The following is a 23680-nucleotide window of genomic DNA, read 5'->3' as shown; positions in this document are numbered from 1 at the left end:
CCCACCTCAAAGGGCGCGCCATGATCATTGTTGAGCACGGAGCAGGCACAGATCCAGCAGCGAACAGCTACGCCGACCTTGAGTCGCTGCTGTTTCATGGCAGCTATTACGGTTTTCCGATCCCTGACCGCGTAGACGACCAGATCGACTACCTGCGTCGAGCGTGCGCCGCGATGGACCGTATGCAGTGGAAGGGGCGACAGACATCTACAGTCCAACCGCTGGCCTGGCCGCGCAGAGAAATCGTCATCCACGGCGAGTTCCTGAGAAGGACGCACATCCCGTATGGGATTCGGCATGGTCAAGTGATGCTGGCGATTGAGATGTATGCATTGGATAAGGGCTTGACGATTCGTGAGCCGACTCATGGCTACGATGGCAAGAAACTGATCCCGCTTTCGCGTAGCACACCTAGCGTCAATCTTGGCCCACCACTATGGGCACCCAGTCGAACTCAGTTCGCTGATTACCTCGTCATGCGAGGATTGCGGATCGTGAAATAGCAATACCCGGAGAATCTACAGACCTCGGCCATGCCGGGGTTTTTTTATGCCCGCAAAGCGGGAAATCAAACCCAAGGGGTGCACCAAGTGGCAGACGAAAACCAGATTGATCTTGAAGACCCGGCAGTAAAAGACGCTATTGCAGCAGCTGTCGAAGCCGCGACCACAGGCCTCAAGAACAAAAACACCGAGCTGCTTGGCTCGCTCAGAAACACCAAAACCGAACTGGAGGGTTTCAAGACCCAGTTCGAAGGTCTGGACATTGAGGCCGTGAAAGGCCTGCTGACCAAAGTCGGCCAGGACGAAGAAACCAAGCTGATCGCCGAGGGCAAGCTGGACGAGGTCATCACCCGCCGCACCGAGCGCCTGCGCGGCGACTACGACAAGCAGCTCGCCGCCGAGAAGTCCCGTGCCGACAAGGCCGAGGCCTTCGCAGCGAAGTACAGCGACAAGGTGCTGGCCGATTCCATTCGCGCAGCTGCCATCAAGGCCGGCGCACTCCCCGAAGCCGCCGAGGACATCATTCTGCGCGCCAGGGGCACTTTCAAACTCAGTGAGGACGGCGAGGCGATCGCCACCGACCGTGATGGCGAGGTCATCTACGGCAAGGACGGCAAGACGCCGCTGTCCCCGCTCGAATGGGCGGAATCGCTGCGTGAAACAGCAACACACCTCTGGCCAAGGGCTCAGGGTGCCGGGCCGACCGGCGACAACGGTGGCAAGGCCACGAAGAAATGGGGTGAGTACACGGAGACCGAGCGCGCGACGCTGGCCCGAGACAACCCTGATGCATACAAACGACTCTTGGCCACCAAAGGAACCTAATCCATGGCTTCTACCCAGCTGTCCGACATTTTCGTCGGCGAGTACTACGCGTCCCTGGACCCGGTAAACAGCCCGGAAAAAACCGCTGTATACGAATCTGGCATCGTCACCCGATCGCCCGTGCTGGACGCCATCGCCTCCGGCAGTCAGGGCACCGCCGAGGTCAGCTACTGGCAAGACCTTGATCCAGACGAGGCGCCGAACATCAGCAATGATGACCCGGACGATCTCGGCGCCGTTGGCAAGGCCGAGCAGGAAAGCATGCGTGCCCGCGTGCTGTACCTCAACAAAGGCTATGGCGTCTCTGACCTCACTGCCGAACTCGCAAACAGCGAGCCGATGCAGCACATCCGCAACCGCTTCGGCACCTACTGGAACCGCCAGTGGCAGCGTTACCTGCTGGGCGCGGCGCGCGGCGTGATCGCATCGAACATCGCGAACGACGCTGGCGATATGGTCGTCGATGCCGGTGCAACCATCAGCGCGGGCGCATTCCAGGACGCGGCCTTCACCGCCGGCGATGCTGCCGACGTGTTTGCCGCCATTGGCGTCCACTCGGTGGTGATGAACCAGATGGTCAAGCAGGATCTGATCGAGTATCTGCGCGACTCCACCGGCAAGATCATCCTGGCCACCTACTTAGGTAAGCCAGTGTTCATGGATGACAGCCTGACCTACGGTTCCAGCCAGTACCTGTCGGTGTTTTTCGGCGAGGGTGCATTCGGCTACGGCGTAGGCACGCCGAACAAGCCTGAAGAGCTGCAACGTAAGCCGGACGGCGGCAACGGCGGTGGTGCCGAAGTGTTGTGGGAGCGCAAGACTTACATCTTGCAGCCAGCTGGCTTCAGCTGGGTCGGTGCGAACAGCCAGAACCTCAGCCCGACCGCGACCGAGTACGCGGCCGCTGCTAACTGGGAGCGCGTCTTCGACCGCAAGCAGGTTCCGTTCGCTGCCGTCATCAGCGGTGGCACTGTCACTCCACCAGCTGGCAGCTGATCCCTTGGGGCTGCTTCGGCAGCCCACCTCATTAGGAGAACTGTTATGGAAGTCGTTTATTCGGATAGCGAAGAGCGCAAGCCGGGCAAGCTGTACCGCTCCCCCAGTGATTTCTTCGGGGTCATCTCCAGCGCAACGCACGTGACGGTCGAGGGGGATTATCCAAAAATCGTCGAGGCGTACCGCAAGGCGGGCATTAAGGTCGAGGCGGATAGCGACTCCGCAGAGGCCGACCCACTCAAAATGAAGGTCGACGATCTGAAAGCCTGGCTGACCACCAAAGGTATCGAATTCGACGCCTCCGCCAAGAAAGAAGAGCTGCAGGCCCTGGTGCCGAAGGAATAAGGACAAGCACATGACCGACTTCATCACCGTGGCCGATGTCAACGCTCAGTTGGGTCCTGACTGGGCGGGCACCGGTGATGCGGTCCTTGCTGTGGCCATGGCGAATGCCTGGCTCACGGCCAAGATCAATCGAACCGTTGCCGATCCGACCCCTGATGCCATCAAGCTTGCAGGCGCTCAGGTCGCGAAGGAAGCGGCGGCGGGCAACTTGTACAAAGCGACCCAGAAGGAAGTGCTGAGCAAGACGGTGTCTGCCCAATCTGGAACGTCCGTCAGCAAGACCTATGCAGAAGGCTCAACCGACCTGTCCGCTGGCGAGAACTTTGCTCTCGCACTGCTGGCTCCCTGGGTCAAGCGCTCGGGCACCATCATGCTCAAGAGGATTTGACCATGGGCATGCGTGAAGAGCTACAGGCCGAATTAGCCCAGGCGTTCGACGATCCAGACGGGTTGGCCGACGCGGTGAAGCACGTCGAAGGCTCCCGCAAGTCCAGTCCCGTCTATGACCCATCCACCGGCACAACAACCGGCGGTACCATCACTTATACAGGCCGTGGCGTCTTTGGCAGCTACCTCGCCAAGGAGATCGACGGTTCGCTGATCCAGACCACCGACGAGAAGTTGCTGATCCTGCAGAACGAGTTGTTCATCTCCGCTGCCGGGTTGCCAACGGCTACACCAGCAGAGCCAAAGATCGGCGACACCATCGCTTCGAAGCGCGTGCTGGACGTGAGCCAGGATCCCGCGGGCGCGACCTGGACCGTGCAGTTGAGGAAGTAGATAGACAAATGGCCATCTGCGTACTAGCGTTGCGCCTTATTTACTCTTGATAGGGATGTCTGTGATGCGTCGAGTGGTTTGGTTGTGTGGTCTGCCTGTAGTATTTTCGGCCGTTGCTCAAGCTGACGTGGATGTGAAGAAGGAAATCATCGACAGATGCAAATCCCAAATGGGTCAGTATGGATCGGCAATGGTGAAAGCCTGTGTTGACCAGGACTTAGAGGCCGTAGAGAAGATTGGGAGAATCCCTGATCAGTACAAATCTACGGTGGCTCGATGCTTGAAACAGATGCGTCAATACGGATTCAGCTTGGTGAACGCTTGTGCTGAACAAGACATCGAAGCTGACAAAGCGCTCAGCAAATATTGAGCGCAACGATTGACCGATGCGCCGGTCCATCACCGCGCATATAACAAAGCCCGCCGTCAGGCGGGTTTTTTATTGAGGGCGGAGATCAGATGGCATCTAAGTACTCAAGTCTCAACGGCGGCTTCGCGGCGCAGATACAGGCCTTCGCCAGTCAGGCACAAGAGGCCATCGACGCGACATTGCGCGAGATCGTCATTGAGATCGGCAGCAGCGTCATCCGCATGTCGCCCGTGGGCAACCCGGAGATCTGGGCCGCCAACGTGGCGCACCGCGCGAAGAATACCCGCGAGGCCGACGACTACGACTTCAAGGTCGCGGCACGCAACACGGTCATCAACCTGACCGAATCGAACTTCACCAAGTCCGGCAAGCTGAAGAAGGGCGTGAAGTACGCCAAACCCCTGACGAAGACCGAGCGCGTCCAGAACTTCAACGTGAACGGGCTGGTGGCTGGCAAGGATTATGTAGGCGGTAGGTTTCGCGGCAACTGGATGTTCAGTATCGGGTCGCCAGACAACAACACGACGGAAGAAGTAGATCCTTCCGGCAGCAAGTCCATGGCCAGGATCGTGAATGGCGCGATCGAGTTCAAGGCCGGTGAGACGGCCTACATCACGAATTCGCTGCCTTATGCCATCCCGCTTGAATATGGGCATTCGACCCAGGCGCCGGGCGGCATGGTCCGGATCACAGTGGCGCGCTTCCAGCAGATCGTGCTGGAGGCCATCAGGAACAACCAGGTATGAGCCACAAAGTCATCCGCTCCCTGTTTGAGCAGCGTCTGGCCGTTTGGGCTGCCGCGCGCGACCTGCGTATCGCCTACCAAGGCGTGACCTTCGACCCGGAGCCAGACGAAACCTACCTCGCCGCATTCACGTTGCCGGCGGGCACGAACACCAATACCCTGGCGGGCGACCATCGCGCCTACACCGGCGTGTTTCAGATCAACGTCGTGACGCCTGCCGGTAATGGAACTGGCGATGCCGAAGGTCTGGCTGATGATCTTGACGATCTGTTTCCCGCTTATCTGCGATTGAAGCAGGACAACTTCGAGGTGATGGTGCTTACCCCTGTCGAGCCCGGCCCACCGATTCAAGGCGACAACACACTCACCGTATCAGCGTCCTTTCAGTACCGCGCCGATACCAACTGACCCGCCCGTTGGGCAACCCTGAACCCGCCAAGTGCGGGTTTTTTCATTTCTGTACGAGGAAAACCCACATGGCTTTCAAACTGCCCAACGGCGCCATCATGGAAATCGCGGCCGCATTCAGCACCGCCATCCTGGCCACCGCAATCAGCAACGCAAATCCAGCTGTCGTTTCCGCTGCTGGTCACAATCTGGATGATGGTGACGTCATTGTTGTGACGTCGGGCTGGACCCGCCTCAACGACAAGGTGGCTCGCGTCACCGACTCTGACGCCGGCACCTTCGCTCTTGACGGCATCAACACCACCAACGCCACTGTCTACACCGCAGGCGCTGGCGCAGGCTCGGTTCGCTCGGTCTCCAGCTGGGCGCAGATCGCGCAGATCACTGAAGTGGCCACCAGTGGCGGTGATCAACAGTTCACCACCTTTGGCTTCCTGGAAGACGATGACGACCGTCAGTTGCCGACCACCAAATCGCCGATCAGCATGACTGTCACTGTAGCGGACGATCCACTGCTGGCCTACGTGCCGGTCTGTGAGGCTGCTGACGAGGACAAGGAAGCCCGCGTAGTCCGCCTGACTCTGCCGAACGGCTCGGTCATCTACTACAACGCGTACGTGTCGATCACCTCGACCCCGACGCTCTCGCGCAACAACATCATGACCCGTGTCATCACCCTGTCGCTGGCAGCCCGCCCGACTCGTTACCAGGCGGCCTAATCCATGGCGACCAAGTTCAAGATCGCTCAGAACCCCACGTTCAAGGCGGACGTGGATATTCCCCGAGTGGGCGGCACCACGGTGAAGGTGGCGTTCGAGTTCAAGTACCGCAACCGCAAGGAACTGGCCGCGCTTTTCGCTGGCTGGCAGCAAGCCGCAAAAGATGATCAGGAGCGCTTCAAGGAGAAGGGCGACGACATCACACTGATCGACATCACCGACGCGAACATCGAGCGACAGATTGAGCAGGTGAGCGAGCTGGTGGTCGGCTGGGGCTTCGACGATAAGTTCTCGCCTGATGCCATCCGCGCTCTGGTCGAAACCTCTGCCGGTGCCGGTGACGCGATCGTCGCTGCGTACCAGAACGCCTTTGCGGTATCCCGCCTGGGAAACTGAGAGCGGTCGCGCGCCTGATGTACGAAGCAGGGCCGTCGGATTCCGATCTGGCGGCCTTCGGCTTGTCCCGCGCCGATATCCCAGATGAAGAGTTCGACGTCTTTCCTGATGCCTGGCCTGCCTTCCTGGCATTCAACGCCATGTCCACGCAGTGGCGTACCGGCTTTGGCGGCGCTGTCGGCCTGGACTACAGCGTCATCAGCGACGTGACCGCTTTCCTCGGTTTCACGAAAAAACAAACAGCCAGGCTCTTCCCGGACCTTCGGGTGATGGAGGCCGAGGCGTTGCTCGTCATGAGCGAATCGAAATAGCGGAGCAACCATGTCGGGCACAATCGCAGGACTAGGGATAGCGGTTGATTCGGGGGACGCCGTCCAGGCCGCTACCGACCTGGACAAACTCACCGCGGCCGGCGTCAAGGCGGAGAAAGCGGCTGATGACGTGACGGCCGGGTTCAAAAAGACCGCCGATGCTGCTGACAAGCTGGCCGAGGCCGAGGCAAGGGCCGCGCAAGCGACTGACGAGGCCAAGGCTCGGCTGATCGAGGTTGCGAAAGCCTCCCTCCAAAACAGCGAGTATTACCAAAGGCTGACTACAAGCGTCACCAGCACCGCGGGTGCGATGGACGCGAGCGGCACTTCTGCCGCAAGCCTCGCTGCATTGCAGAGACGGCTTCAAGCGGACTCTGACGCTCTGGTCGGTGTAAACCAGCAAAGCGCTCAGGCTGCCAAGCAGGCAGCGGCAGCCACTGGCGTGCAGGCTGACGGCCTTCAGGCGCTCCTTGCGAAGATCAACCCGACAATCGCTGCGTTCGAAAGGCTTGATCAGCAGCAGGAGCTCTTGAACAAGCATTTTAAAGCAGGAAACATCGATTCTGACCAGTTCAAGGCTTATTCGGCGGACATCGACCGCACCCGGGCAAAGCTGGGCGATTTCGACGAGGGCCTGAAGAAAACGGGCGTTTCGTCGGCTCAGACGCAGGCAGCGCTTCGGCAGTTACCCGCGCAATTCACAGACATCTTCACCAGCCTCGCCGGCGGGCAAAACCCGCTCATGGTTTTGATCCAGCAGGGCGGACAGATCAAAGATTCATTCGGTGGCATCGGCAACACCTTCGATGCGCTCAAGGGGAAGATAAGCTCCCTATTTACCGGTGGCGCTCAAGCTGCCGTGCTTAGCGAAGCGCTGGCAGGGGTTGCTATTGGCGCGGAAGCGGCTGGGGATGCGGCTACAACAGCGCAGGTTGGCCTTGATGGGATGGCAGAAGGCGCCAACACTGCTGCAGATGCCGCGAAGAACGCGAAAGAGGCTGCGTCTGCGCTGGGGCTCACTGGTGTTCCGGTGTCGGGTGGCCTTGGCTTGATCATCGGCGCGTCCGTTGCCGTTGCCGCGGCGATGGGCCTGCTCATTTACGGCTACAGCCAAGGTAGCAAAGAAGCTGACGAGTACAACAAGGCGATAATTCTTACCGGAAATTATGCTGGTACGTCTGCCGGGCAGCTCGCGAACCTGGCCCAACAGGTAAGCGCGACAAACGGGACTGTTGGCCAGGCTGCCGAAACTCTCGCGAAGCTCGCAGGCAGCGGGACCATCGCCGGTGAAAGCTTTCAGGACATCGCTGAAGCAGCCTCCCTCATGGAGGATGCAACCGGTAAGTCGATTGATGCGACGATTGCCGAGTTCGCCAAGATCGCAAAGGATCCAGTTGCGGCCGCCAAAGAGCTGAACGACCAGTATCACTTCCTCACGGCTTCGGTTTATTCGCAGATCGTTGCGCTGAAGGAGCAGGGCGATACGATCGGTGCGGCCAAGCTTTTGACTGACACCTATGCCGACACGGTGAAATCTCGAGCCGGGGAGATTACTAATAACCTCGGGTTGATCGAAAGCGGTTGGAAGGCAATCAAGGACGCGGCAGCGGGCGCTCTTGACGCAACCCTCAATGTAGGCAGGCAGGAGACGCTCGAACAGCAGATCGTTGCCCTGCAGAAGCGGATCAATACCCCATCCAGCTACGACGCCATTCCGATTGTCGGCGAAGACAATCCGGACATGACGAAAACCGGCACCACTCAAGAGCAGGATCAAAAGCAGCTGGGCTTTCTGCAACAACAGTTGGAAACCCAAAAGGCGATCGCGACCGCACAAGGTCTTTATCAGGAAACTCAGAACAAAGGCGTAGCCGCCCTTAGCAGTCTGCACGCCTCCTACCTGTCCGGTCTGGACAAAGAGGCGAAGAAAAAGCTTGAGATCCAGCAGCTCGACCAGAAACGCGCTGATGCCTTGAAAGCAGAGGGCGTGGATGTCGAGCAGGTTAACCGTGAGTACGCGGTGAGTCTCAAGGCAATCAACGAAAGGAACAAGGATACCAAAGGCCCGGCCAATCAGCTGAACTTGACCGCCTTCAACGACGCGCAGAACAACCTCAAGTCGATCACAGGCTACTACCAGAACCTGGAAAAAGAACTGGATTCGGCGCAGAAGGCCGGGCTGGTCTCGGCTGAGTCGTACAGCAGTCAGCGCGTAGCGATCGTCGAGCAGGAGAGGGGTGACGTCACAGCAGCGTACGAGGCCGAAATTGCAGCCCTCGAGGCAGTTCGCGGTAAATCGTCGACCACCGGGCAGCAGCGGATTCAGCTGGACCAGAAGATCGCCGACGCCCGGACGAGCATGGTCAAGGCGCAGAAGGATGCCGATAGCCAGCTCGAAGTGCTGGCGACCAATGAGCAAGGGCGCATCAAGCAGGCGACTGCTGCGTCCGAGGCCTATGTCGCCCAGCTTGAACGGCAGCGTGCAGCACTTGGCCTGCAGGGTGACCGAGCAGCCGCTTCGATTGGGTTGAGTGATCGCCAGCAGGGGCTGCAGAGCAGCCTTGATTCCACCACCGACAAGTTCAACGATGAGCGTGCCAAGCTTCTAGACCGCCGCAAGACAGCGCCCGACAAGTACAGTCAGGAAGATTACGAAAAGGATCTGGCCTCCGTTACTGCCGCTGAGGGTAAGTACCGCGATACGGTTCTGGCCAACTACGACAAAATGACCACTGCCCAATCGGATTGGGAAAGCGGTGCCGCTTCGGCGTTTCACAACTACTTGGAGAGCGCTCAGAACGTAGCGGGCCAGATGAAATCGGCTTTCACCAGCCTTTTCGATGGACTGACTGACGCCACTGTGGGGTGGGCGTTTGGTGCGGATGAAAGCTTTGGCGATGTTGCCATCAGCTTTCTCAAGATGTTGGCCAAGATGGAAGTCCAGGCTGCTGCATCCAGTGTTTTCTCAAGCGTGGGCTCCAGCGGAATCGGAAGTCTTGTCAGCGGATTGCTGGGCGGCACCTCCGCCGCAGGCTCAACGGCGGCGGATTACACCGGCTCTGCGTTTTCCAGCTATGTATCAGGCGCTCGGGCGACTGGCGGCGCGGTTGCCTCTAACTCGTTGTACCAGGTCAACGAACTCGGACCTGAACTCTACAGCCAAGGCGGCAAGTCCTACCTCATGACTGGCGCGGACGGCGGCAGCGTAACGCCGCTCTCAACTGGGGCAGGTTCCTCGCTTAGCGGATCCAGTTCTACGGGTGACGTCCGGGTCTCTATCTCGATTGCCAGTGACGGCAGCACCGACGTCAGCACCAACCAGTCCGGTCTTCAGCAGTTTGGCTCCGAGGTCGGCAAGTTCGTAGAGCAGAAATACAAGGAGCTTGAGGCCCGCTCTCTTGGGGCTCAAGGCAATATCCGCAAAGCCATCAACGGGAGGGCGTAATGGCGGAAGTATTCACCTGGCGCCCAGACAAGGCGGCGCCCGCCACGATGACCCAGCGCACGAGATCTGCGCAGTTCGGTAGCGGCTACATGCAGGAGGCAGGTGACGGACTCAACACGGAAACGCAGAGCTGGGCGCTGACCTTCACGGGAGACAAGGCACGGATCAGCGCAATCCTGGCCTTTCTCCGCGCCCAGCAGGGCTACAAGGCCTTCATCTGGTCGACGCCGTTCGACGGCCCGCTGTACTTCAAATGCAGAAGCTACACCCCAACTCCTTTGGGCGGTACGGCATGGACGCTGGCCGCCACCTTTGAACAGACCTTTCAGGTGAGCTGATGGCCGAGAACATTTACGAGGATATCCAGAAACTGGAGGTCGGGCTTTACGTTGAGATATTTGAGCTCGATCTGACGCCGTTGAATGGTGACGTCTACTACTTTCACGGGTACACGCAGGTCGGGCCGATTTATTGGCAGGGAGTTGAGTACTCACCCTGGCCGATCAAAGTCGAAGGCATGGGTATGACCGGGGAAGGGCAGCAGAGCAACCCCACCCTGTCGGTAGGCAACGTCAGCGGATTCATCACCGCACTGTGTTCGGCCTATCAGGATCTGGTGGACGCGAAAATCATCCGGCACCGGACGCTTGGTCGCTACATGGATGCGGCCAATTTCCCGGAGGGTAATGTCGAGGCGGATCCGGACGAACACTTCGCTGACGACATCTACGTCATTGACCAGAAGCAATCTGCTGACAGCGAGCTGGCAGTGTTCGTTCTCAAGTCACCGTTGATCGCAACTGACCGGCAATTGCCCGCTCGACAGATCATTGCCAACTGTTGCCAATGGCTGAGCATTGGCGGTTATCGCGGGGTGTACTGCGGATACACCGGATCTGTCTATGCGACGGAAAAGGATGTGCTCACCGACGACCCGGGCGCCGATAGATGCTCGGGAACACTCACTGGTTGCAAGTTGCGATTCGGCCAAAACAATCCGCTTCGCTACGGCAGCTTCCCGAGCGCCGGTAATTGAGAGAACGCCATGGAATTCAGTCCTGAGGTGATTGCTGCGGTGTATGCACATGCGGCGTTGGACACCCCGCGCGAGGCCTGCGGGCTGGTCGTGGAAGTCGGTGACAAGCAGCTGTACCTGCCATCGTCCAACACGGCGGAAAAACCAGAGCGCGACTTCCGCATCAGCGCTGAGGCGTGGGCCGATGCTGAAGATATGGGCTCGGTTCTCTGCGTCGTCCACAGCCATCCAGGCCACTCCGCCAAACTCAGCGGCGCCGATCGCGTGTCGATGGAGGCGACGGAGCTTCCATGGTTGATCGTTGAGGTGCGTGAGGGTAAGCCGGTATCTCACTTGCTCCACCTGCCCACCGGGTATCAAGCGCCGCTGCTTGGCCGACCGTTCTATCACGGCGTGCTCGACTGCTACACCTTGGTCCGCGACTACTACCTGAGAGAGATGGGCATCAAGCTTCCCGATTATGACCGCGAGGACGGGTGGTGGGACAAGGGTCAGGACCTTTACGCCGACAATTTCGAGGGGGCAGGTTTCTATCAGGTCGACTCAAGCGATATCCGGCAAGGCGACATGATCGTCATGCAGGTGAAATCTGAGAAGGCCAACCACGCCGGGGTGTTCCTTGCCGACGGCATCCTGAAGACCGAACCCGAGCACCATCCAGTGCCAGGCGCGATCCTGCACCACCTATACGGCCGTGACTCGAAGCGGGATGTATACGGGGGCTATTGGGCTGAATCCACACGCCTGATTCTCAGGCACAAAGACGCAAAACAGTGAGCGGCGATGCCGCGGGAGATCGCAAATGCAAGGCGCAGAAGAAATGATCCTGAAATGCCTGGACTCGATGGCGCTAGCACTGGCCGGTCACTCGCACCAGTGGACACCCGAACTGCGCCAGGCATATGAGGCCAGTGTCAGCTACCTCACTTCTGGCGGTTATAAGGAGACCGATTCGTCGGTTTCAGACTGATACCAAGCTCGGCTGCTTTACTGTAGATGGACGCTTCCGAGCGACCAGGCTTCAGCCCTATGACTCGTGTAGGAGTGTTTCCTGCTGCCAATGTGCGCAACTGGGAAATTTCTGTCGCAGTCCATTCTTTTCCGCCATTCTTAGGTTGCTTGGCCATCGATCAGTTCTTTCTGGTGTGGAGGCGCAACGCCACTACGCTAATCATTGCCGCTGTTACTGATCGTTTGTCCACGCTGGATGGGTGGACAGGCATGAAAAAGCCCAGACTGGCTGGGCTTTGAGTTGTATGGGGTCAGGCGTGTGCAGCTTCTACTTCGGGAATAAGTCTGACCTCAACTCGCTGGCCTAGCGCCCTGGCTGCACTGGCAAGCGTGGCCAGTGTCATGCCTGGATCGTCTTGATCCAACGCACGATCTACCGCAGTGCGGCTAGTATGCATGCGCTCCGCAAGCGCTTTTTTGGTCACGCGCTGAGCTTTCATGGTTTCTGCAATTTGCCAAGCAATCACGCGCTTCAAAGCGGCGGCAGAAACCTCTTCCGCAAGTCCTTGCTCTACAAGGAAGTCGTCGAAATCGGAGCCGATGTGCTGGTTCATTACCTTTTCCTCTTTAGTGCCGCTTTGCGTTTCTTGGCTGTTTCCAAGTCAGACGCTGGGGTTTTGTCGCTTTTCTTGATGAAGCCATGAAGCAGAATCATGGTGCTGCCTTCAACTGTGAAGAGCACTCTCGCAATGGTGTCTTTCAGATGGGTTCTAACCTCCCAGAGGTCATTCCCCATTTTGCGGACCACCGGCATCCCGATGGGCCAGCCAATCTGAACGGTTTTGATGTCTGTACCGACTGACTTGCGATCTTCACGCGCTAAATCGGCAAGCCACTCGCGCACAGGCTCGTTGCCTGCGTCCGTGCAGAAAAATCTAACGCTCAACGTCGGTGGGGTTTGGCTCATGCGGTGAGTGTACCAAAAAAGGTGCATTGTGCAAGCGATTACAAGTTACCGCTTGTGAGCAAGCCCAGGGGGATATGAAAAAGCCCAAGCTGGCTGGGCTTCGGGTTATTGCTTGGGGTAGCGCGTACGCGCCTTACCCTGCGCGTGTCGTTGGAGCTTCTTGCTCCCGATGACGCTCTTCATCAGCGTCAGCGTCAAACATTATCCAGAGCGAGTCAGGCGCATCCCACTCATACCTATACCCGGCGGTGTAAAGCATCTCACTGAAGGCATCGTAAAGCTCACTCGCATCACGTTCCGGGATGCCATCTAGTCCGAGGTCCGCGAATGCGACGCTAGCTGTTGTGTGGCCCATGGAAACGGCGCGGGCCAAAGCCTCTAGGATGCGAGCCTTCATCGTCGATGGAATGCTTAGCCTTGATATAGCAGATATTTCCCTCGCCTTATTAGCGGGCATCAATTCGGCGCCTGCCGATTCCTTGAGGATGCTCATCTCAAGCCTGGCAACTATCTCAGCATTTAGCGAACGCTTCGCCTCTCTCGCGGCCTCCTCGATTGATTCTCGAAGGTCGGCGGGCATGCGTAATTTAAATTGGGAGTCTTCTCTGCTCATTTTCGAATAATGGACCACGGTGGTGTTGACAGCAATGGGACCACCGTGGTCTTATTTACTTGGGATCACGGTGATCCCTGTCAAGGAGGTCGTATGGCAAGGTCAGATGCGCAGTTCAAACTCCGGCTTCCAGAGCCACATAAAGCGTGGGTTGAAAAAAAAGCGAAGGAGGGATTCCACAGCATGCAAGCCGTGCTCCTGAAGCTTGTTGATGAGGCAATGAAAAGCGATGAGCAAATCAGACAGGCATGAAAAAGCCCCAACCGCGCCAACGGTTGAGGCTCACGAAGCAGAACGTCTAACTATCAGGAAAAACGTCATGACGAATACTAACACAGCTGTGTCCAATGTAATCCCATTCGATTTTCGTGGACATAGCGTTCGGGCCGTAACGATCGACGGCGAGCCATGGTTTGTTGCAGCAGATGTCTGCAAGATTCTCGGGCAGAGCAACACCACGAAAGCCCTGTATTCATTGGACGATGACGAACGGTCTAACTTTAAGTTAGGGCGTCAAGGCATGGTGAACATCATCAACGAATCTGGGCTATACACGCTGACTCTACGATGTGATGGCGCAGTTAAAAAGGGAAGCACGGCGCACACTTTCCGTCGCTGGGTAGCTTCTGAAGTATTGCCGTCCATTCGCAAGACTGGCTCCTACACCGACACCAGCAACAAAATGGCAACGCTCATGGACGAACTTATCGGTATGAGCGAGTTGAACGTCATCAAAGGGCTGATTCGCGACAAGGCCAAAGCAGTATCGCCAGCCAAGCAGCAGAGCTTCGCCATGATGATACATCGCCGCCTTCACACCCGATTCAACGTGCCGCGAACCGAGCTGATCCCGGCTGGCGAGTTTGACACGGCTTGCAATTTCATTGGTGCCTATGTGCTGGAGGGTGAGTTTCTCGGGCGGGAAGAGCAAAAGCCACGCGGTCTGAACATTCATTTCCCTGTGGAGGCTCTGGCGAGACGCCGCCCTGCAATGCTGACTTCGGGCGGGGCTTACAAATCCTGGATGGACGTGACACTGGATGACCTGCGTGACATTCGGGGGGAGGGCACTCCTTGCGAGGAAATCCTGTGGGAGTTGGAAAGCAACGGCTACGAGGTTGAAGGCGCGCTGTGCGAGCTGAAGACCTATCGCGCCAAGCTTCGGGAATTCCAGTCCTGGGTCAGTGGCATGAATGTGCTTTTCACGGAGCCGAAGCGGTACGCGGTCAAGCTGGAGGATGCAGCATGAACTTCACCCTCAAAGCAGGCGCTCGCGCTCTGATCCTCAGCCCGGAGCGCGCCAATTTAATTGGTCGCTCCGGCCAACTCATCCGCAAGAGCGAAGAAAGCTGGCTGATCCTCGTTGAGGGCAAGCGCTATCAGGTGAATGAAAAGAGCCTGATGCCGCTGGATGGTTTCAGTCCGGTTGCGATGGTTGCGGTTGAGCGGAGGAAGTCGGCATGAATGCGTTGATGATTGCAGGTATCGAGATTCACCAGGACCAGGACGGGCGATTCAGCTTGAATGACTTCCACAAGGCGGCAGGCGGGGAAACGAAGCATCAGCCTGCCTTCTTCATGAAGCGTCCTGAGACGAATGAGCTAGTCGAGGAAATTTCTAACTCTTCTGCTGAGCAGAATTACACGGCAGTTGCGTCCAAGGCTGGTCGATACGGCGGGACCTATGTTGTAAAAGAGCTGGTTTACTCCTATGCCATGTGGGTGAGTGCTAAATTCCACCTGCATGTGATTCGGAGCTTCGAGTCGGCAGCGGCGAATGATGCAGTCATCCCTTACGAGCGACGCCTGACTGTAGCCGCTGACAATCTGGATGCAGCCAAGCGTATCGCCGAGCTGTTCGGCCTTGAAGGTAACCAGGCGCTACTGAGCGCGAACAGCATGGTGAAATCAGCCATTGGTGTCGACCTGATGGAAATGGCAGGGGTCAAGCGGCTGGTCAATGAATCCCAAGAACTGAACTTTACGCCTACCGAGTTGGGGGCCAAGTTCGCAATGAGCGCTGTCAGCATGAACAAGCTGCTGGCTGATTGCGGGCTCCAGCATCAGGTCATATACAAGCCCGGCAAGAAACGTTGGGAGGTGACGCCCGACGGAAAAAGGTTCGCCGTCATCACAGACACCGGCAAAAAACATAGCGACGGCAAGCCGGTGCAGCAGGTCCTCTGGAAAGAGTCAGTGTTGGAAATGCTGGCACGCCTGGCCGAGAGGCTGAAGTCGGAACTGCCTGCCGTTGTAGCTGGCGGCGTTCGGCGCTAAATCCAGCAACTCACGAACAACCCCGCCCAGGCGGGGCTTTCGGCGTACCGAAATTAACTCAAGAGCGCTAAAAATGAACCCGACGAGCCAAAGATTAAAATCGCCAGATGCCAAGGGCAACGAAGTACTCAAGGTTGAGTACTTGGGGAAAACAATGCGGGCGTGCGTTATCCTTGGAACTCATGAGCGAGATATGGACAACTCTAAAATCCCGGAAGGCGCGGAATTGCAGATTAATCTTATCGTAGACCGTAGGGTGGTGGGCGAGGAGGTTCGGGAAATGCTTGATGAAGCAAAAAACGGCAATCACATGTTATTCATGTGCAGAACCTTCAATATCCGTAAGGATGTTTTGAGTGCGCTAGGCTTTACCGCAGGCGCGCTCACTGCGTAGAAACGTCATGCGCCTAATGATACGCTCCCTCCTTTAAGTTAAGTTTCGAGGGATCGTCATGAGAGCGATGGTGGTGGCGCTGGCAACGGTAGTGCTGACGGGATGCGCTGGCCCTTCTATGCAAGAAATGCGGGAGCGGGGGGCTGCTCACGTTTTCACATCAAGCAAATCCGAAGATTTGCTTTCCAAGTGCATCCTCTTCGCTTGGCAGGACGGGCATGCAATTGCGAACGTTCAGCCGGGTCGTACTGGGGGCACGACAGTCTATTCGGGCGGCAATGAATATTTTGTCGATCTTAAAGCCGATGGAAAAAGGACGTCAGTCGAATATTACGAGGTAGGTAACAGCTGGATATCTAAACAACTGCTCCCTAAGGTGCAGTCTTGTCTCTGACGAGAACTATCTTCAAACCCGCCGAGGCGGGTTTTTTTACGCCTGGAGAAAAAACTATGCGGCCAATGTCTTCGATAAAGGCAAACAACGACCGTGTCCGAGAAGTACGACTTGATGGGGCTTTGGGCAAACGGTTCGGCAAAAAGCACAATCTTGCTGTAGGTAGCGGCGCGGAACTGATAAGGGCGCTGGGGGTTTTGAAGCCGGGATTCAGCAGATATCTAAACGAGGCAAAGAGTAAAGGCATAGTTTTCGCAGTTTTCTATGGCGGCAGAAATATCTCCGAGAAAGAATTGCCTGATCCGCCGGGAGGCGGAGTGATCCGAATTACGCCAGTTATTCAGGGAAGTAAGAGTAGCGGCGGTCTGCAGGTCATTGCAGGTATCGCTCTGATAGCCGCTGCCAGCTTCTTTAGTGGCGGAGCTTTGGCTCCGGGTGGGGCCGCTGCACTCTTTGGTTCTGCGACTGCTGGCGCTGCAGCCTGGGGCATCGCCGGTACAGTCGGCATCTCCCTCGCCCTCGGCGGCGTAGCCCAGATGATCGCAGGCACACAGAAAGGCCTGAGCAGCTCTGAGTCAGCCGACAACAAGCCTAGCTACAACTTTTCTGGCATCAAGAACACCACCACCCAGGGCAACCCGGTCCCGCTGTGCTACGGCGAGATGACTGTAGGTTCTGCCACTGCTTCGCTAAGCATCGTTGCCGAAGATCAGCAATAAGGAAAAGCCATGTCTGCACTTCAAATTCGCGGCTCTAAAGGCAGCGAAAGCTCCCACACGCCTGTAGAAAGTCCAGACAGCCTGATCAATACGAGTTACGCGAACATTCTTGATGCGGTGAGCGAAGGTCCGATCGTTGGCCTGGTGAATGGCGCCCAATCGATTTTTTTCGACGAGACTCCCCTCGGGAACCCTGATGGAAGCCTCAACTTCACAGGCGTGACCTGGGAGCAGCGTACCGGCGAAGCCGATCAGGAGTACATCTCGGGCTTTCCCGCCGTGGAGGCCGAAACCGCCGTAGGCGTGGCGCTGACCTTCGCACAGTCCTGGACGCAGGCCATCAGCAACACCGAATTGTCCGCTGTGCGCGTTCGTCTGGGGCTTTCCGCCCTGTACATGACTGAGAGCGACGGTGATACCGTAGGCTCGGTCGTTGAGTACGCAATCGATCTCTCTACCGACAACAGCGATTACGTGACGGTGATCAGCCAGGCGTTCGATGGGAAGACCACCAACGGCTATCAGCGTAGTCACCGTATCGATCTTCCGAAGTCTACTGGCGGTTGGCGAATTCGCGTGCGCCGTTTGACTGCAGACGATCAAAGCAACGTTCAGGCAGTCACCTCGATCGTCGGTTACACAGAGGTGATCGACGCCAAGCTTCAATACCCGTTCACTGCACTGGTCGGGACCAAGATCGATGCCAGCCAGTTCTCGTCTGTGCCTGAGCGTGCCTTCCGAATCCGTGGCCGTATCATCCAGGTGCCAGTCAACTATGACCCCGCCACACGCTCATATACCGGCACGTGGGACGGCACGTTCAAACTCGCGTGGACGGATAACCCGGCCTGGGTCTATCGCGACCTCATCCTGAATGATCGCTATGGCCTTGGCTCAGTGATCAGCGCTTCGCAGGTCGATAAGTGGAGCCTGTACCAGATTGCCGCGTATTGCGACCAGCGCGTTGATGATGGGCAGGGTGGGACTGAGCCCAGATTCACCTGCAATCTGTACCTACAGAGTCGTGCAAACGCGCTGCAGGTGCTGCAAGACCTCGCCAGCGTTTTCCGTGGCATGAGCTATTACGCGGGCACGGAGGTTATGGTCTCCGCAGACATGCCCAGCGATCCCGTCTACACCTACACCAACGCAAACGTTATCGGCGGCAAATTCAGCCGCGCAGCTTCGAGCGGCACCACCCGCTTCAGCGTGTGCAAGGTTTCTTGGTCGGATGCTGATAACTTCGGCAACGTCCGCACCGAGTATGTCACTCGGCAGGAGGCATTGACCCGTTACGGTGTTCGGGAAACCGAGATCACCGCGTTTGCCTGCACATCGCAGGGCCAGGCGCAGCGGTTGGGACAGTACACGCTGCTCACCAACCAGTTGGAAACCGACACCGTCAGCTTCAGCGTCGGGTTGGACGGCACCATTGCGCGCCCAGGCCAACTGATTCGGGTATCGGATGAATTCTTCGGCGGCAAGCCGATGGCAGGGCGCATCAAGTCGGCCACCGCCGAGACGGTAACGCTGGACAACGACATCACCGCTGCAGCGGGCGACACGCTGGTCGTGATTCTGCCAACCGGCACCGCCGAGACTCGCGTCATTCAGGGTTTCAACGGGCGCGTGGTCACTGTGACCCAGTCATTCAGCGTCATTCCTGCTGCCCAGTCGATCTACACGATCGAGACGGGCGAGCTCGTGGCTGAGACCTACCGCATTCTGACCGTGGCCGAGAACTTCGGTGACGACAAGCTCCAATATGACATCGTTGCGGTGCAGCACAACGCGAGCAAGTTTGCCGCCATCGATAACGGAGCCCAGATTGTCCGACCACCGACCACTATCCTGCCGAACGCAGTCCAAGCCATTCCGACCAACGTTTCCCTGACGACTTATGATTCGGTGAAGCAAGGCATCAACGTGGCAACGATGCGTATCAGCTGGAACGCCCCAGCAGGCGCAGCGTACTACAACGTCTGGTGGCGCCGTGGATCGAGCGACTGGGTGAACGCTGGCGCGACCTATACCAACGCGCTTGAAGTGTCAGGTATCTACTCAGGAACCTACACTGCTCGTGTCTCCGCTGTGGGCTTATCCGGCAATAGCTCGCTGTGGGCGTATTCTGATCCCACTGAACTACAAGGCAAAACCGGCCTGCCGCCGGCAGTTACCTCGCTCACCGCCACTCCGCTCATATTTGGCATCTCGCTGAAATGGACTTTCCCACCTGGTGCGGAAGACACCCAGCGCACGGAAATCTGGTACGGACCAACCACGGACCTGGAGTCCGCGACCAAGCTCAGCGACCTGGCCTACCCACAGTCCGAATACGTCATGCAGGGCCTGTTGGCGGGCGTGACGTTCTTCTTCTGGGCGCGACTGGTTGACCGGACCGGTAATATCGGTCCGTGGTACCCCACCGGTATTGGCGTGATGGGGCAGAGCAGTTCTGAGGCTGGGCCGATACTTGACATGATTGCGGGGCAGATCGGCGAAACCGAACTCGGGCAGGATCTACTGGCCAAAATAGAACTGATCGATGGCCTGCAGGATCAGATCGACGCCTTGGATAGCCTGAGCGCGTATGACGCTGATTCAACCTACACCAAGGGCGACATGGTGGTAGCGGATGGCCGGATTTATCAGGCGTCTGAGGATGTGCCCCTGAGCACGCCCCCACCGAACGACGACTATTGGATCGACGTGGGCCAGTCGATTGAGGCGGCCAACGGTTTGGGCCAGCAGGTCGAGCAGAACACGGTCGACATTGATGATCTTTCTGTGGAGACAAAAAGCCTGCAAGTCTTGCGCGCTGCGTATCGCGACGATGACGGGGAGGGCGATCTGCAGGGCGCGCTGAAGCTGTGGGACACCCAGGCCACCTACAGTCGTGAGGTGGTAGTGCGGGCCACTCAGGATCAGGCACAGGTCACGGCCACGGAAACGCTGCAAGTGTCGGTGGCGAGCAACGCGAGCGCGCTCGCGCAAAATACTGCCGCTATTCAGACCGTGTCCACGGCGTATGCCGATACAAGCGGCAAGCTCTCCACCGTGTGGTCAGTGAAAATGCAGGTCACTGCTGATGGGCAGTATGTGGCAGCTGGCATCGGCCTGGGCATTGAAAACACGGGCGCAGGACTTCAAAGCCAGTTCCTCGTTTCGGCAGATAGGTTTGCGATCGTCAACACGATTGCTGGCGGCGCGATATCGGTTCCGTTCGCCGTGCAGGGTGGGCAGGTGTTCATCAATCAGGCGTTCATCCAGGACGGCACGATCACCAACGCCAAGATCGGTAGCGTCATTCAGTCCACGAACTACGTCTCGGGATCTACAGGGTGGGCGCTGAACAAGGCAGGGACGTTCGAAATCAACAACGGCGACGGAACCGGACGGGTTCAAACCACCGGGGATGGCGTCAAGGTTTTCGCGGGATCGATTGATGTAGTGACTCTTGGAAAGCTTAGCTGATGGCTGTTTACGGACTGAGAATAAAGCATCAGACAACGGGCGCGGTTATCCTTGAGTATACCGACAGGATCACCAGAACCATTGGAAGCTTCAATACTGGAACCTCGAACGGAAGCTTCAGCGTCTCCGTTTCAGGCACCGCTTGGTTTGCGCTCATGAGCCCCGGTCAATATGGCGGTGATTTAAGTCCGCCAAATATCAGCATCAGCGGAAACACCATCACTTGGACTTTCGTTCAATCGGCCGTCGCATCACGGATCGCAGTCGATGTCATATATGGGGTTTACTAGTGGCCGAATACGGGCTGGTCATCAAGAACGCAAATGGCAACCTAGTGATTGACGGGACCTACGCCAATTTAGCGCTGGTCGAGAAAATAACGTTATCAGCTAGCCTGGGGCCGAGTGGCGCCAATGGAGGGTCCTATCGTGTTGCGATGACACTCAGCGGATATACGACGCCGCTGCTGGTTATCTATTCGCCAAACACGAAGGTGGCCTACACGGGCAGTAATCAGGGCAGCGGAAACTGGAGCTTTACGTTTCACGCAGAAACGCAGAACACGGCGTTCGATGTCTACTGCTTTGACATAGCGTCACGGGGCCAAAAGTTCTCGGGTGACTATGGCCTGGTGGTGAAGAACAAAACGACAGGTGCAGTCGTCTTTGATTCCCGTTGCAAGTACATGCGGATACTTGACACATATGTTGGTACGGCTGACTCTCAAACCAATATCCCTGAGATAAACCGCAGCTACGGGAAAACCAAGGTCGGAATAGCGCAAGGTGTAATGCTGGTCACCTCCTACAACCAGCAGGTTGGCGGCGGAACTGCGACAGACCCTTACAACTTGGTGATCATCATGTTTAGCGCTATGAAGAGTTCAGGCGGAAGCATAAATGTCAGCAACATGAATTTCTCAACAAGCGGCCCAGCGCCGACTTCGCAAAATCCTGCTGTTAACTGGACGCAAACTGGTTATTGCTACTTGATGGTCGATCTTAGCGATCTTGACTGATTAGCTATCCCCAGATCCTGCTCTCAATAATTCTCCACTGGAGTCATCTTTATGCCCTGGTACAAAGCCGGGACGGTTTCCGTCGTCCAAAATTCCTCAACGGTAACTGGTGAGGGCACTGCTTTTGCAGCCAGCGCCAGGGTAGGTGATGCCTTTCTGGGGCCAGACGGCCGCTGGTATGAACTCGCCAATGTGGCAAGCGACACAGTGATATCGATCTTGCCTGCCTACCAGGGAGCGGACGCGTCGGCAGGCACCTACGCACTTGCGCCGATGCAGGGGTATGTGAAGGATTCTGCCGACCAACTCCGAGCGCTTGTTAACCAGTTCGGATCGCTGGCGTCCGCCGCTCCGATCAACGCCCTGGCTGCGCTTACCGGTGGCGCCGACAAGCTGCCTTACTTCACGGCGGCGGATGCGATGGCGGTCACCAGCTTCCCGGCGGAGGCAAGAACCCTGCTGGCCGCGACGACCAAGGCTGCACAGCGCAGTTCACTTGGGCTGGGCTCGGCAGCAGTGGCGGCGATTCTTGGAACAGTCTCTCAGTCAGGGGGCACACCAACAGGTTCCATTATGGAGCGCGGTAGTACCAGCAATGGCTGGTACTACAAGTTTGCAAGTGGGCTAATGATTTGTTACGGCACATCGGCTGCCATTGGCACCGATACAGCTTTTGGCAGTTTGTATTATTCAGCCGCCACGACATTCATATTTCCTGCAACTTTTACAGAGGTTCCGCAGGTGCTGGGCTTCACAAAAAACTCAGTTAACTTCTTTTCCTGGGCTGTAAATGAGGGAACCGGGCCAACTACTGGGCAGGTCTCACTGCGGATCGTCTCTGGTTCCTCCGCCGCGACAGCTCAACTCCAGTACGTAGCTATAGGGAGATGGTACTGATGCTTATCAAGCTTTCACCGCAACGCCGTGACGACACCCTCGACGTCACCAAGGCAGGCAATGTCCTGACGGTCAATGGCGACGTTTTCGACTTCTCTCCCCTGACCGAAGGCGCGACGTTGCCGCAGTCGGCAATAGGTTCTGAATGGTTCGCGGGGGATGTCGAAATGCAAAACGGCGAACTAACGCTAACCCTGCTGCTGCCACTCCCCGCCAATTACAGCCCTGAGCAGGCGTTCCCGGATGATTTGGTTGACGTCCCGGATGGCCCGGTGATTTTTCCCGCTCCGCTGCCAGAACAAGAGGGCGACGCATGATCGACTTCAGCCAGGCCATCACCAAAGAATCGAAGAGCGCGGCCGTTACTGAGGCGGTAAAAGTCGCCATTGCGGCGCGTCGCTATACGGCCGAAACAGCAGGAATAACGTTCAACGCCACTTCAATCGACACCGGTCGGGACAGTCAGGCGCTGATCACGGGTGCCGCGCTGTCCGCGATGCTGGACTCGACCTACGTTTGCAACTGGAAAACGAGTGCGGGATTTGTGGAGCTGGACGCCTCGACGCTGGTTAGCGTCGCCCAGGCCGTTCGCGCCCACGTGCAGAGCTGTTTTGACCGGGAAGGCGAACTGCTCACGGCGCTGGAGGACGGGACCTACACGGACACCATGCTCGAAGAAGGCTGGCCAACATGAGCCGATTCACGACGACCTTGAAAACCGAACAGATCGGCAAATGGACGCACGTCCTATTGGCTGACTTGGTGCTGGCCGACGATGACGAGCAAGTCATCACCGTGCCTGCCGGGTTTTCAACGGACTTCGCCAGCATCCGGGTACTGCACAACGCCTTCCTGTTCGTTCTGTTCGCGCTGGTTTCGGGATACGGCAACTACGCGGCAACCATTCACGACTTCCTTTACACGACCGGTCAAGTGAGCAGAAAAGCGGCAGATGCCGTTCTTTATCGGGCACTGCGCGCCGAGGGTGTTGCTCGCTGGCGGGCATGGCTTTTTTGGGCGGGTGTCAGGGTCGGCGGGGTCAAGCAGTACATCGCATAACACTGGACGCCAGCATCCAGTCACAGAGCCTGCTTACGA

General features: G+C 57.5%; 33 protein-coding genes. 30 read left to right on the top strand and 3 right to left on the bottom strand.

Annotated features, from left to right (window positions below; translation table 11 throughout):
- Positions 1 to 20 precede the first annotated feature (20 nt).
- The 17 genes from CE491_RS05775 (at position 21) to CE491_RS30175 (ending at position 11849) form a co-directional block, all read left to right on the top strand.
- Positions 21 to 503 carry a DnaT-like ssDNA-binding protein gene (locus CE491_RS05775; protein ID WP_110947394.1) on the top strand — a complete coding sequence of 161 codons (483 nt, stop codon included), beginning with the start codon at positions 21 to 23 and terminating at the stop codon, positions 501 to 503.
- Between the two features lie 87 nt (positions 504 to 590).
- Entirely contained in the window at positions 591 to 1328 is a 738-nt protein-coding gene (locus tag CE491_RS05770) for a hypothetical protein (RefSeq protein WP_110947434.1), read from the top strand.
- A gap of 3 nt (positions 1329 to 1331) precedes the next feature.
- Positions 1332 to 2324 (top strand): major capsid protein, encoded by a 993-nt coding sequence (locus tag CE491_RS05765; RefSeq protein ID WP_110947393.1) that lies wholly within the window; start codon positions 1332 to 1334, stop codon positions 2322 to 2324.
- Positions 2325 to 2369: 45 nt separating this feature from the next.
- On the top strand, positions 2370 to 2669 hold the full coding sequence (locus tag CE491_RS05760; RefSeq protein ID WP_110947392.1) for a HeH/LEM domain-containing protein: 300 nt from the start codon (positions 2370 to 2372) through the stop codon (positions 2667 to 2669).
- A gap of 10 nt (positions 2670 to 2679) precedes the next feature.
- A complete protein-coding gene (locus CE491_RS05755; protein ID WP_110947391.1) occupies positions 2680 to 3057 on the top strand; it encodes a hypothetical protein in 378 nt (125 codons plus the stop codon).
- Positions 3058 to 3059: 2 nt separating this feature from the next.
- A complete protein-coding gene (locus CE491_RS05750) occupies positions 3060 to 3449 on the top strand; it encodes a hypothetical protein (RefSeq protein WP_110947390.1) in 390 nt (129 codons plus the stop codon).
- 64 nt (positions 3450 to 3513) lie between these two features.
- A complete protein-coding gene (locus tag CE491_RS05745) occupies positions 3514 to 3819 on the top strand; it encodes a hypothetical protein (RefSeq protein WP_110947389.1) in 306 nt (101 codons plus the stop codon).
- Positions 3820 to 3908: 89 nt separating this feature from the next.
- Entirely contained in the window at positions 3909 to 4565 is a 657-nt protein-coding gene (locus CE491_RS05740) for a hypothetical protein (RefSeq protein ID WP_110947388.1), read from the top strand.
- Positions 4562 to 4972, top strand: a complete 411-nt coding sequence (locus CE491_RS05735; protein ID WP_110947387.1) for a phage tail terminator-like protein — start codon at positions 4562 to 4564, stop codon at positions 4970 to 4972. Before CE491_RS05740 ends, CE491_RS05735 begins: the two co-directional genes overlap by 4 nt.
- Before the next feature lie 68 nt (positions 4973 to 5040).
- Positions 5041 to 5691 (top strand): phage tail protein, encoded by a 651-nt coding sequence (locus tag CE491_RS05730; protein ID WP_110947386.1) that lies wholly within the window; start codon positions 5041 to 5043, stop codon positions 5689 to 5691.
- A 3-nt stretch (positions 5692 to 5694) separates the two neighbouring features.
- Complete coding sequence (locus CE491_RS05725; RefSeq protein ID WP_110947385.1) at positions 5695 to 6087, top strand: phage tail assembly chaperone; 393 nt, start codon at positions 5695 to 5697, stop codon at positions 6085 to 6087.
- Positions 6088 to 6104: 17 nt separating this feature from the next.
- Positions 6105 to 6398, top strand: coding sequence for a DUF1799 domain-containing protein (locus tag CE491_RS05720; RefSeq protein ID WP_110947384.1), 294 nt, complete (start codon positions 6105 to 6107; stop codon positions 6396 to 6398).
- A 10-nt stretch (positions 6399 to 6408) separates the two neighbouring features.
- Positions 6409 to 9843, top strand: coding sequence for a phage tail length tape measure family protein (locus CE491_RS05715; RefSeq protein WP_110947383.1), 3435 nt, complete (start codon positions 6409 to 6411; stop codon positions 9841 to 9843).
- Positions 9843 to 10181 carry a phage tail protein gene (locus tag CE491_RS05710; protein ID WP_110947382.1) on the top strand — a complete coding sequence of 113 codons (339 nt, stop codon included), beginning with the start codon at positions 9843 to 9845 and terminating at the stop codon, positions 10179 to 10181. The genes CE491_RS05715 and CE491_RS05710 overlap by 1 nt, the downstream gene beginning before the upstream one ends.
- On the top strand, positions 10181 to 10879 hold the full coding sequence (locus tag CE491_RS05705; RefSeq protein ID WP_110947381.1) for a phage minor tail protein L: 699 nt from the start codon (positions 10181 to 10183) through the stop codon (positions 10877 to 10879). The genes CE491_RS05710 and CE491_RS05705 overlap by 1 nt, the downstream gene beginning before the upstream one ends.
- Before the next feature lie 9 nt (positions 10880 to 10888).
- On the top strand, positions 10889 to 11656 hold the full coding sequence (locus tag CE491_RS05700) for a C40 family peptidase (protein WP_110947380.1): 768 nt from the start codon (positions 10889 to 10891) through the stop codon (positions 11654 to 11656).
- Between the two features lie 25 nt (positions 11657 to 11681).
- The gene (locus tag CE491_RS30175; RefSeq protein WP_199885004.1) at positions 11682 to 11849 is read left to right on the top strand and encodes a hypothetical protein; all 168 of its coding nucleotides are present in this window, start codon (positions 11682 to 11684) and stop codon (positions 11847 to 11849) included.
- Between the two features lie 292 nt (positions 11850 to 12141).
- Here CE491_RS30175 and CE491_RS05690 read toward each other — a convergent pair whose 3' ends face one another.
- The 3 genes from CE491_RS05690 to CE491_RS05680 form a co-directional block, all read right to left on the bottom strand.
- Positions 12142 to 12444 (bottom strand): XRE family transcriptional regulator, encoded by a 303-nt coding sequence (locus CE491_RS05690; protein ID WP_110947378.1) that lies wholly within the window; start codon positions 12442 to 12444, stop codon positions 12142 to 12144.
- Positions 12444 to 12797, bottom strand: coding sequence for a type II toxin-antitoxin system RelE/ParE family toxin (locus CE491_RS05685; protein WP_110947433.1), 354 nt, complete (start codon positions 12795 to 12797; stop codon positions 12444 to 12446). Before CE491_RS05685 ends, CE491_RS05690 begins: the two co-directional genes overlap by 1 nt.
- A 133-nt stretch (positions 12798 to 12930) precedes the next feature.
- On the bottom strand, positions 12931 to 13410 hold the full coding sequence (locus CE491_RS05680; protein ID WP_110947377.1) for an Arc family DNA-binding protein: 480 nt from the start codon (positions 13408 to 13410) through the stop codon (positions 12931 to 12933).
- A gap of 93 nt (positions 13411 to 13503) precedes the next feature.
- Between CE491_RS05680 and CE491_RS05675 the strand changes: the two genes are divergently transcribed.
- The 13 genes from CE491_RS05675 (at position 13504) to CE491_RS05610 (ending at position 23641) form a co-directional block, all read left to right on the top strand.
- Entirely contained in the window at positions 13504 to 13662 is a 159-nt protein-coding gene (locus tag CE491_RS05675) for an Arc family DNA-binding protein (protein WP_110947376.1), read from the top strand.
- Positions 13640 to 14659 carry a BRO-N domain-containing protein gene (locus CE491_RS05670; protein WP_234407524.1) on the top strand — a complete coding sequence of 340 codons (1020 nt, stop codon included), beginning with the start codon at positions 13640 to 13642 and terminating at the stop codon, positions 14657 to 14659. Before CE491_RS05675 ends, CE491_RS05670 begins: the two co-directional genes overlap by 23 nt.
- Positions 14656 to 14874 carry a hypothetical protein gene (locus CE491_RS05665; RefSeq protein WP_110947374.1) on the top strand — a complete coding sequence of 73 codons (219 nt, stop codon included), beginning with the start codon at positions 14656 to 14658 and terminating at the stop codon, positions 14872 to 14874. The genes CE491_RS05670 and CE491_RS05665 overlap by 4 nt, the downstream gene beginning before the upstream one ends.
- Positions 14871 to 15686, top strand: coding sequence for a KilA-N domain-containing protein (locus CE491_RS05660; protein WP_110947373.1), 816 nt, complete (start codon positions 14871 to 14873; stop codon positions 15684 to 15686). The genes CE491_RS05665 and CE491_RS05660 overlap by 4 nt, the downstream gene beginning before the upstream one ends.
- A 73-nt stretch (positions 15687 to 15759) precedes the next feature.
- Positions 15760 to 16080: a hypothetical protein gene (locus CE491_RS05655; RefSeq protein WP_110947372.1), complete on the top strand. Its 321-nt coding sequence runs from the start codon at positions 15760 to 15762 to the stop codon at positions 16078 to 16080.
- Between the two features lie 58 nt (positions 16081 to 16138).
- A complete protein-coding gene (locus tag CE491_RS05650) occupies positions 16139 to 16474 on the top strand; it encodes a hypothetical protein (protein ID WP_199885003.1) in 336 nt (111 codons plus the stop codon).
- Positions 16465 to 17193, top strand: coding sequence for a tail assembly protein (locus CE491_RS05645; RefSeq protein ID WP_234407523.1), 729 nt, complete (start codon positions 16465 to 16467; stop codon positions 17191 to 17193). Before CE491_RS05650 ends, CE491_RS05645 begins: the two co-directional genes overlap by 10 nt.
- A 279-nt stretch (positions 17194 to 17472) precedes the next feature.
- On the top strand, positions 17473 to 20667 hold the full coding sequence (locus tag CE491_RS05640) for a host specificity protein J (RefSeq protein ID WP_234407522.1): 3195 nt from the start codon (positions 17473 to 17475) through the stop codon (positions 20665 to 20667).
- Between the two features lie 289 nt (positions 20668 to 20956).
- Positions 20957 to 21685, top strand: coding sequence for a hypothetical protein (locus tag CE491_RS05630; RefSeq protein WP_110947368.1), 729 nt, complete (start codon positions 20957 to 20959; stop codon positions 21683 to 21685).
- 51 nt (positions 21686 to 21736) lie between these two features.
- On the top strand, positions 21737 to 22582 hold the full coding sequence (locus tag CE491_RS05625) for a phage tail protein (protein ID WP_110947367.1): 846 nt from the start codon (positions 21737 to 21739) through the stop codon (positions 22580 to 22582).
- The gene (locus CE491_RS05620; protein WP_110947366.1) at positions 22582 to 22899 is read left to right on the top strand and encodes a hypothetical protein; all 318 of its coding nucleotides are present in this window, start codon (positions 22582 to 22584) and stop codon (positions 22897 to 22899) included. The genes CE491_RS05625 and CE491_RS05620 overlap by 1 nt, the downstream gene beginning before the upstream one ends.
- Positions 22896 to 23276, top strand: coding sequence for a DUF4376 domain-containing protein (locus CE491_RS05615; RefSeq protein ID WP_110947365.1), 381 nt, complete (start codon positions 22896 to 22898; stop codon positions 23274 to 23276). The genes CE491_RS05620 and CE491_RS05615 overlap by 4 nt, the downstream gene beginning before the upstream one ends.
- 17 nt (positions 23277 to 23293) lie before the next feature.
- A complete protein-coding gene (locus CE491_RS05610; RefSeq protein WP_234407521.1) occupies positions 23294 to 23641 on the top strand; it encodes a DUF1353 domain-containing protein in 348 nt (115 codons plus the stop codon).
- Positions 23642 to 23680 lie beyond the last annotated feature (39 nt).

Source organism: Pseudomonas bohemica, assembly GCF_002934685.1.
Lineage (GTDB): Bacteria > Pseudomonadota > Gammaproteobacteria > Pseudomonadales > Pseudomonadaceae > Aquipseudomonas > Aquipseudomonas bohemica.
This window is presented reverse-complemented; position numbering and strand designations above follow the sequence as displayed.

Bases quoted from the DNA above. Each gene is read 5' to 3' on its own strand.
- CE491_RS05775 (WP_110947394.1), top strand. From the start codon at position 21: ATGATCATTGTTGAGCACGGAGCAGGCACAGATCCAGCAGCGAACAGC.
- CE491_RS05765 (WP_110947393.1), top strand. From the start codon at position 1,332: ATGGCTTCTACCCAGCTGTCCGACATTTTCGTCGGCGAGTACTACGCG.
- CE491_RS05760 (WP_110947392.1), top strand. From the start codon at position 2,370: ATGGAAGTCGTTTATTCGGATAGCGAAGAGCGCAAGCCGGGCAAGCTG.
- CE491_RS05755 (WP_110947391.1), top strand. From the start codon at position 2,680: ATGACCGACTTCATCACCGTGGCCGATGTCAACGCTCAGTTGGGTCCT.
- CE491_RS05750 (WP_110947390.1), top strand. From the start codon at position 3,060: ATGGGCATGCGTGAAGAGCTACAGGCCGAATTAGCCCAGGCGTTCGAC.
- CE491_RS05745 (WP_110947389.1), top strand. From the start codon at position 3,514: ATGCGTCGAGTGGTTTGGTTGTGTGGTCTGCCTGTAGTATTTTCGGCC.
- CE491_RS05740 (WP_110947388.1), top strand. From the start codon at position 3,909: ATGGCATCTAAGTACTCAAGTCTCAACGGCGGCTTCGCGGCGCAGATA.
- CE491_RS05735 (WP_110947387.1), top strand. From the start codon at position 4,562: ATGAGCCACAAAGTCATCCGCTCCCTGTTTGAGCAGCGTCTGGCCGTT.
- CE491_RS05730 (WP_110947386.1), top strand. From the start codon at position 5,041: ATGGCTTTCAAACTGCCCAACGGCGCCATCATGGAAATCGCGGCCGCA.
- CE491_RS05725 (WP_110947385.1), top strand. From the start codon at position 5,695: ATGGCGACCAAGTTCAAGATCGCTCAGAACCCCACGTTCAAGGCGGAC.
- CE491_RS05720 (WP_110947384.1), top strand. From the start codon at position 6,105: ATGTACGAAGCAGGGCCGTCGGATTCCGATCTGGCGGCCTTCGGCTTG.
- CE491_RS05715 (WP_110947383.1), top strand. From the start codon at position 6,409: ATGTCGGGCACAATCGCAGGACTAGGGATAGCGGTTGATTCGGGGGAC.
- CE491_RS05710 (WP_110947382.1), top strand. From the start codon at position 9,843: ATGGCGGAAGTATTCACCTGGCGCCCAGACAAGGCGGCGCCCGCCACG.
- CE491_RS05705 (WP_110947381.1), top strand. From the start codon at position 10,181: ATGGCCGAGAACATTTACGAGGATATCCAGAAACTGGAGGTCGGGCTT.
- CE491_RS05700 (WP_110947380.1), top strand. From the start codon at position 10,889: ATGGAATTCAGTCCTGAGGTGATTGCTGCGGTGTATGCACATGCGGCG.
- CE491_RS30175 (WP_199885004.1), top strand. From the start codon at position 11,682: ATGCAAGGCGCAGAAGAAATGATCCTGAAATGCCTGGACTCGATGGCG.
- CE491_RS05690 (WP_110947378.1), bottom strand. From the start codon at position 12,444: ATGAACCAGCACATCGGCTCCGATTTCGACGACTTCCTTGTAGAGCAA.
- CE491_RS05685 (WP_110947433.1), bottom strand. From the start codon at position 12,797: ATGAGCCAAACCCCACCGACGTTGAGCGTTAGATTTTTCTGCACGGAC.
- CE491_RS05680 (WP_110947377.1), bottom strand. From the start codon at position 13,410: ATGAGCAGAGAAGACTCCCAATTTAAATTACGCATGCCCGCCGACCTT.
- CE491_RS05675 (WP_110947376.1), top strand. From the start codon at position 13,504: ATGGCAAGGTCAGATGCGCAGTTCAAACTCCGGCTTCCAGAGCCACAT.
- CE491_RS05670 (WP_234407524.1), top strand. From the start codon at position 13,640: ATGAGCAAATCAGACAGGCATGAAAAAGCCCCAACCGCGCCAACGGTT.
- CE491_RS05665 (WP_110947374.1), top strand. From the start codon at position 14,656: ATGAACTTCACCCTCAAAGCAGGCGCTCGCGCTCTGATCCTCAGCCCG.
- CE491_RS05660 (WP_110947373.1), top strand. From the start codon at position 14,871: ATGAATGCGTTGATGATTGCAGGTATCGAGATTCACCAGGACCAGGAC.
- CE491_RS05655 (WP_110947372.1), top strand. From the start codon at position 15,760: ATGAACCCGACGAGCCAAAGATTAAAATCGCCAGATGCCAAGGGCAAC.
- CE491_RS05650 (WP_199885003.1), top strand. From the start codon at position 16,139: ATGAGAGCGATGGTGGTGGCGCTGGCAACGGTAGTGCTGACGGGATGC.
- CE491_RS05625 (WP_110947367.1), top strand. From the start codon at position 21,737: ATGCCCTGGTACAAAGCCGGGACGGTTTCCGTCGTCCAAAATTCCTCA.
- CE491_RS05620 (WP_110947366.1), top strand. From the start codon at position 22,582: ATGCTTATCAAGCTTTCACCGCAACGCCGTGACGACACCCTCGACGTC.
- CE491_RS05615 (WP_110947365.1), top strand. From the start codon at position 22,896: ATGATCGACTTCAGCCAGGCCATCACCAAAGAATCGAAGAGCGCGGCC.